Raw genomic sequence first — 7129 nt, forward strand, 5'->3', positions numbered from 1 at the left:
TCAACCGAATGGAGGAGTATCCCCGGAACCGCACCCGTACACGAACTGGCTAGGGAGGAAACGCGGGCCTGCGACGGCGTCTTTCACCAGCGACGCTGCCGCAGCGATCCCAGGCCATGGGCACTTCCGAGCCCAGTCGGCAGCTGGAGCGTAACGGGCCAAGGCTGAACTCCCCCGCTAGCTTTGTCGCACCCTATCGGCTGGTAAAATTAATGAGAAGTGTGGGGTGCTTGCGGTTTCTTGCCTCAACAAACAACACACCTCCCGGATATCAGCGATCTAGCCTATCCCCACTGTTTGACAGCAGCCGAAAATCCCCCCGTCAACGGCGTTTGTGCCTTGTTTGCAAGAACGCCGACTTACGCAGGCGTTCAACGACGTTGTCGAAGTTGCGAGTAACCTGTGCAAGTTCGCGGATGGCACTCTGGGGTGGCGAGTTATACAAGGCCATTTGGTCCCCCAATTCGTGCTTGATCGAGAATTGTTGTTAGCCGGCTGATGGTATCCAAAGGGTCTGGGTGGGATGCAAGGGACTCAAGCTGGAACTTGGTGGCAATGAGCTGGTCAGAATGTCCGCGCCGCCGGGCCTCTGCATACTGCCCGAAAGTCGACCCCTAAATCAGTCCTTGGATTTGAATGACGCGGTCGGCGCGGTATGCCGTGGCCTTGATGAGCTTGGCATTGTTCTCGTCTGAGCCGAGGGCCCAGTGTCGGGCTCCTTCGGCGGTTTTGCCGTAGTCCATGTGTCGCTTGATGAGCCAGTCGTGCCGATCGTCCTGTTCGGGATCGAGGAACCAGGATTCGGTGAGGCAGTCGCGGGCTGATGGCCAAGCCCCGTTTTCGGCGAGCAGGTAATTGCCCTCTGTGACCACCAGAGGAACCTCAGCGTGCACAGGGATGCTGCCCGCTATGGGTTCTTCGAGATTGCGGTTGAAACTAGGGGCGTAGATGATTTCGCCGGGCTTCTGGTCGCGGATTCGGTGAAGCAGGCTGGCATACCCGGCATCGTCGAATGTCTCTATGGCACCTTTCACCTGACGTAAGCCCTTTTCAAGAAGAACGACATTGGCTAGATGAACGCCGTCCATGGGTACTAGGACGGCTTTGTCTGGTCCCAATGCGTCAACAATTCGGTGGCCGAGTGTCGATTTCCCTGCGCCGGGTGCTCCGGTGATACCCAGAATGCTCCGAGTCCGCAGTGTGGCCAAGCTTGCAGCGCTTTTAACTAGCTCCTCAAGAGGGACAGCTGTGGTCATTGTTGTTGTGTCCTCAGGTAGTCAAACGGTGTCTCGCTGGGGATAGCGGCCAGCCATTCCCGTGTGCCGGGGTGGGTGCACTTCAGTGCCGCATTATGGCCTGCGAAGCGCAGCGGCGAGCACAGATCTAACGGCCAAGGACCACGTTGCTGTGCCTACCGTCATTCTTCACTGACGGCCGGGCAGCAGTACTCGACCTTAGACGCCTGAATCAGCAGACACGAATTATATGCTGCCGTTCGGCGAAGGCCGGTTTGAGGGAGCATGATTTCCCGGGCGCGTCGGAGCTCCGGACCGTCTCAACTACGTGGTCTCATGGAGATCACATTTTAAGCTCTCGCCCGGCTGGGGTTGTTGGTTAGCTGAGTCGTTCGAGTTCTCTGGCGACGGCCAGGACTTCGTGGTCGTGGAAGCGGCGGCCGATTACTTGGATGCCGATTGGCATTCCGTTTTCGCCGTGGCCTATGGGGATGACGGCGCTGGGCAGGGCGAGGATGCTTATGGCCCGACAGCTGGATCCGAGTTGGGACCAGGGCACCACTGCGTCGTCGATCTGTTCGGAGGTTGTGCCGATGAGTGGGGCGGTGACGCTGGCGACGGGCAGCAGGAGGATGGGATGGTCGTTGAGGAAGGTACATACTGCCGTGTAGACCGCGTCCCGGCGGGCGGTGGCGTCGAGTAAATGGGTGAGGGCATCGCTGGCGCTTTGGTTCGTTAGTGTTGCTTCGACTGAGGCGAGGTACGCGAGGATCCCTGGCGTTACCGCGATATCCGATTGTTCGGCTTGTGCCTTCTGGATGGCCATTGCTACCTCTGGCAGGCCTTCGGCATCGCGGAGCTCAAGGAAGAGTCCTGCTGCCTCATTAAGCCGGGGAGGGCGTTGCTCACGGACGGATGCGACGCTTGGGGTGAGTCTTCCGGCGGCCGCGGCGAGGGCTGTGACGACGTCGCTGCGGATCGGGACTGTGCCTTCGCCGGCACACCAGGCCACCGACAGCGTTGAGATGTCTATGGATGTTGAGGGCGGGACGGTAACGGGTGCGGTTTGGGCATCGAGGCCGTCGGGGCCGGCCATGATGCGGACGAGTAGTTCGAGGTCATCGACCGACCGGGTGATCGGTCCTGCAGTCATGTAGCGATGAAGGACGGAGGCCGAATTTGGTGGTGCGATCGGCGCCGTCGTGTCGTAGGGCAGGATGCCCGTGCCGGGGAGCAGTCCGATCGTGGGGCGCATGCTGAGTGTTCCGGTACAGTGTGCGGGCCAGCGGACGGAGCCGCCGAAATCGGTTCCGATGCCAAAGGCGCTGAGCCCGGCGGCGACGGCAACGGCGTCACCGCCGCTGGAACCCCCTGGTGTCCGCGTCGTGTCGAGGGGGTTCCGGGAGTCTCCGAAGAGCAGGTTTCCCGCATGTGTGTCGACGGCGAATTCTGAGCAGTTCGCTTTACCCAGAAAGGTGGCCCCTGCGGCCAGGATCCGGGCGATGACGGTCGCTGTTGCCTCTGGAATGTAGTCCTTGAGGACCATTGACCCGGCGGTGGCCGGGTAGCCGGCCACCGCGAGGGTGTCCTTGACGGTGAAGGGTACACCGTGAAGGGGACCCAGGACCTCTCCCCGGGTTTGGGCCTCGTCGGCGGCAGCAGCCCGGGCGAGGGCTTCACTGCGAAGCCTCGCCGGACCTGGAGAAACTATCGCCCCCAGGAGGTGGTTGTAGCGCTCAATTCTTTCAACATAGGCCGTGACTGCCTGCACCGCGGTGACTTGTCGGTCGCGGATGGCCGCAGCTAGGGTGCCGGCGTCCATGGTGTGGATCGGCGTTGACTCTGTAGTGATCTCGGGCATGGTCTTCCTTGTAATACGGGGTTCACGGCGTGGTGGTGTTCCGGCGGCTCTGGGCGTCCGGGTGATCCGGACGCCCAGAGCCGATAACGGGTGGATCTTTAGGGGGTGCTGGTCGTCGTTGGTGCGACTTCAAGGCTCTCGACCTGGTTGTCGAGTTCGGAGATCTGCTCCAGGGACTTGCCCAGCGTTTCCGGACCAAACCTCACGGCGGCGGCTGCGATGAGGTACATGGCCACGACGAGACCGAAGATGCCGACGGCACCGAAGGACTCAAGGACTTTTCCTGCGAAGGGCGGGATGATCGAGCCGGCTGCGGAGGCAATGAACACTGATGCGCCGACGCCGAAGGCCCTGACACGGGTGGGATACATTTCAGGTGCCCATACCCAGACGAGCGTGTTCAACACCATGGACATGAGCTGGAAGAGTGATCCGAAGAGAAGGACGAGTCCTAGGTTTGGGGACATGACGAACCCGATGGCGGTCACGACGGCAGCGAGGCAGCCGTAGGTGAGGACGATCTTGCGCCGCCATTTGTGGGCACCGAAAGCGCCAAGGATGGAACCGATCAGCCCGCCGAGGTTGATGATCAGGGTGAAGCTGAGGCTGGTTGCCACCGCGTAGCCCTCGTTGACGAGAATCGAGGGCATGAAGATGGTGATGGTATCTTGTGCACCAAAAGCCATGAAAGACACGATCCACAGCACCGCGGTCCGACGACGGAGGACTCCACGGAAGATATCCAGGAGCCGCACCGACTCTTGGGGAGTCTTGAATCCCTCGGGCGTTTTCACGTATTCGTTGACGGGTCCGCCGTCATTGCGCAGCCGCCCACGGGAGAACAGGCTAAGGACGGTGTTTGCTTCCTTCACGCGGCCGCGGGTGAGGAGATAGCGCGGGCTTTCCGGCATGAAACGCCGGTAAACGAAGACCAGGAGTGCGGGTGCGGCCAGGACGCCCAGCAGCCAGCGCCAGCTCAGGTCCTCGCCACCGAACAGGTGGCCCCCGGGAACGAGGATCGCCCAGGAGAGGGCGCTGGAGAGGAAGATCCCGAGACCACCACCGGCGACCTGGACGATCGCGGTGCACGCCCCGCGCAGCTTTGTCGGAACCATTTCCGAGACAATGGTGATGCCGGTGTTCAGCTCGCCGCCGAGCCCGATTCCGACAATGATGCGCCCAATGATCAGGACGGTGTAGTCGGGGGCAAAGGCGCAGACAAGGGCCCCCAGGGTGTAGAGAGCTAAGTTGTACAGATAGGTGACCTTGCGGCCCAGAACGTCTCCGGCGATGCCGGCCAAAAGGCATCCGACGGCAACCCCGCCGAACGTCGCGGTACTCAACAGGCCCACTTGGAAGTCCTGCAGGGCCCAGACCCGCTTGATCGCGGGGGCGGCATAGCCAATGTTGAATTGTTCGATGGCATCAAAGATAGTGCCGATGGCCACGAGCAGGATGATGATCTTCTGGGCCCTGCCCAGGCCGATAGTATCCAGGGCGGAGGCTAATTGCGAATGTTGGCGCTGCGATGTCGCAGCTTCTTGGGGCGTGAGCTGAGGGCTCAAGGGATTCTCCCTTCAGGGGCAGGCACTTCACGTGCCGGCAGGCATGGGGTGGACCGATCGCACGGTGCGTCGTGGTGCCGTGACGGTCTGGAGTTGCTGAGGTTTGCTCGCAGGATAGAGACGGTGGTCCACACCCTAAAGCCCAATACTGGGATCCCAAGTTGGGATCCCAGTGATGAGCCTAAGTGTGATGGGTAACACGCGTCAAGGGTTTAGGGGAATCAAATTCGACGGATTGTCAGTGCACCCGACATGCTGCTTCCTCGTGCAGTGAAGCTGGCTTCGGGCCTTTTTGGGGATCAGGGACGGAGGTTCCGGTGGAAGTCGCTTGACCTCTTGACGGTTGGAGGCTGAGACACCTAACGTGGTCTTGGGATCCCAACCGGTTTCACATCTAAGTTTTGGACGCACCCTTGTCCGGAGTGTCGTGAAGAGCGTTCAGTTCGTCTTTCACGGGCGTATTCCCACCTCCCGGCCACCACCCGGTCTGATGGAATTGATAGTTCAGACGTTGAAGTTCGCGGTAAAAGCTGCGATTTCTCATTGTGGGGCAGGTCAATCGGTTTGGCCGTTTTTCATGCAATCTCATGGGTGTTCTCGTTGGGCCTTGGTTAGACACCATCAGCTGCGTCCGTGCAGCTTGAGTAAAGGAGCAAAAAGTGGCGCAACCGTTACCAGAGCCACAGAGGGGTCGGCCACTGCGTGAGGAGATTCGCGATACCCTTCGAACTCGTATCTTTGAGGGCCATTACGCCGCCGGGACGAGATTGGTTGAGCGGGATCTTGCGGCGGAGTTCAATGTTTCCAGACTGCCGATCCGCGAAGCCCTGCGCATGCTCCACCAAGAGGGCGTGCTGGCGGAGCGGGCCACTCGAGGCTCCGTGGTCGCTGGGCTGAGCGAGCGGGAGGTCGAGGACCTCTTTGACGTTCGTGCCTCCCTTGAGGTTTTAGCCTGCCGGCGTGCGACCGAGAGGGCGACGCCGGACGACATAGCAACACTGTGGTCGATCTTAGACAGGGCCTCAGAGGCCCTCGCTAAGGGAAACATCAATGAGGCACATCGCACCAACACCGAATTTCACGACGAGGTCACACGGATCGCAGACAACGGCTTCTTAAAGACCGCCCTGGAACCGCTTCAGGGCCGCATGCACTGGCTCTTCCGGCACGTCACGGACCTGTCCGAGCTCATCCAGGAACACCGTGAACTCCTCGCCGCGATTGCGAGCGGGGATCCCGAGCGGGGCGCGGGGCAATCAATCCATCACATTGGCAAGTACAAGGAACAATACCCGGACACCGTCTAAGTAAGGGCCTCCCAAGACCCCTGCCATCGGTCCGGTCAAAAGACAGGGAACCATCCATGAAACTTCTAGTGGTCAATCCAAATATTAGCCACGACGTCACCGAACTCATCCGTGCCGAGGCAGAGCGCTCAGCAACGCCAGGCACTGAACTGATCGTGGACACTGCCGGATACGGGGTCGAGTACATTGAAACCCGCTTTGAGTCACTCATCGCCGCCGGGGCGGTCGCCGAGCTCATTGCTGAACACCGTGGCACAGTCGACGGTGTCCTCGTCGCAGCGTTCGGGGACCCCGGCCTGCCTGCTCTTAAGGAACTCGTGAATGTCCCTGTCATTGGCATTACCGAGGCGGCCCTGTGTGCTGCGGCTCTGCAAGGCCAGCGGATGTCGATCATCGCGATTTCGGACCGCATCAGAGCCTGGTATCGCGATTGTGTAGAACAGTTCGGCTTCGGTCAGCGGCTGGCCTCGATCCGCTCGATCAAACAGGTCCTTGGCAACATCGGCACGGTTCAGGACGACTTCGGTCCCACCTTGGTGGAACTTGCCCGTCTTGCTGTCGCTGAGGACGGCGCCGACGTTGTCATCCTTGCCGGCGCTCCCCTGGCGGGACTAGCCCGCGATGTAGCCTCCGACATCCCGGTCCCCGTCGTCGACGGAATCGGGGCCGGCATCCGCCTGGCAGAGGCAGTCATCGGCCTGCGCTCCGGACCACACCGTGCCGGTTCGTTCGCACCACCGCCACCCAAGCGCAGGGACGGGCTCTCACCGGCCATGAACGCCGCCCTCGACGCCGTCCAAATCTCCCCGCTAGCCAAAACGCTCACCCACACCGAAGGAGTTGTCCTCTGATGAGCAGTCTCGTGATTGCCAACGGCCTTGTCGTTAACTCCTTCGGTAGTCGCACAGCCCACGTGGTGGTCGACGGCGGTCGTATCTGCGCCGTGCTCGACGCTTCCGAGCCAGTGCCCGCAGCTGACCGCGTCATTGACGCGGCCGGTAGGGTCGTTATTCCTGGCGGGGTTGATGGACACTGTGTGTTTCGTCAAGTTAAAGTAGGCCATTTCGGCGCTAAGAATCAGGCCACTGCGGCGCGTTTTTAGGCCATTTCAGCTGTCTGCTCATTTCATCAACGCGTTTTTGACTCGGTAGGACTCGCCGC

The 7129-nt window shown here is 60.8% G+C and carries 6 protein-coding genes; 3 read left to right on the forward strand and 3 right to left on the reverse strand.

The window, feature by feature from the left end:
* Positions 1–614: 614 nt before the first annotated feature.
* The 3 genes from OS914_RS17240 to OS914_RS17250 all read right to left on the reverse strand — a co-directional run bounded on the left by OS914_RS17240 (position 615) and on the right by OS914_RS17250 (position 4661).
* The gene (locus OS914_RS17240) at positions 615–1256 is read right to left on the reverse strand and encodes a nucleoside/nucleotide kinase family protein (RefSeq protein ID WP_267547288.1); all 642 of its coding nucleotides are present in this window, start codon (positions 1254–1256) and stop codon (positions 615–617) included.
* A 358-nt stretch (positions 1257–1614) separates the two neighbouring features.
* A complete protein-coding gene (locus OS914_RS17245; RefSeq protein WP_267547289.1) occupies positions 1615–3096 on the reverse strand; it encodes an amidase in 1482 nt (493 codons plus the stop codon).
* A gap of 98 nt (positions 3097–3194) precedes the next feature.
* Positions 3195–4661, reverse strand: a complete 1467-nt coding sequence (locus OS914_RS17250; protein ID WP_267547290.1) for an MFS transporter — start codon at positions 4659–4661, stop codon at positions 3195–3197.
* A 659-nt stretch (positions 4662–5320) separates the two neighbouring features.
* On the opposite strand from OS914_RS17250, the gene OS914_RS17255 reads away from it, so the two are divergent.
* Genes OS914_RS17255 through OS914_RS17265 form a run of 3 tightly spaced genes read left to right on the forward strand, consistent with a single transcriptional unit; the run spans position 5321 to position 7070 of the window.
* Positions 5321–5968 (forward strand): GntR family transcriptional regulator, encoded by a 648-nt coding sequence (locus tag OS914_RS17255; protein WP_267547291.1) that lies wholly within the window; start codon positions 5321–5323, stop codon positions 5966–5968.
* Between the two features lie 56 nt (positions 5969–6024).
* Positions 6025–6819 (forward strand): aspartate/glutamate racemase family protein, encoded by a 795-nt coding sequence (locus OS914_RS17260; protein WP_267547292.1) that lies wholly within the window; start codon positions 6025–6027, stop codon positions 6817–6819.
* Positions 6819–7070 carry a hypothetical protein gene (locus tag OS914_RS17265; protein ID WP_267547293.1) on the forward strand — a complete coding sequence of 84 codons (252 nt, stop codon included), beginning with the start codon at positions 6819–6821 and terminating at the stop codon, positions 7068–7070. Before OS914_RS17260 ends, OS914_RS17265 begins: the two co-directional genes overlap by 1 nt.
* Positions 7071–7129 lie beyond the last annotated feature (59 nt).

This window comes from Arthrobacter endolithicus (genome assembly GCF_026627425.1).
In the GTDB taxonomy this organism is placed as follows: Bacteria; Actinomycetota; Actinomycetes; order Actinomycetales; family Micrococcaceae; genus Arthrobacter_M.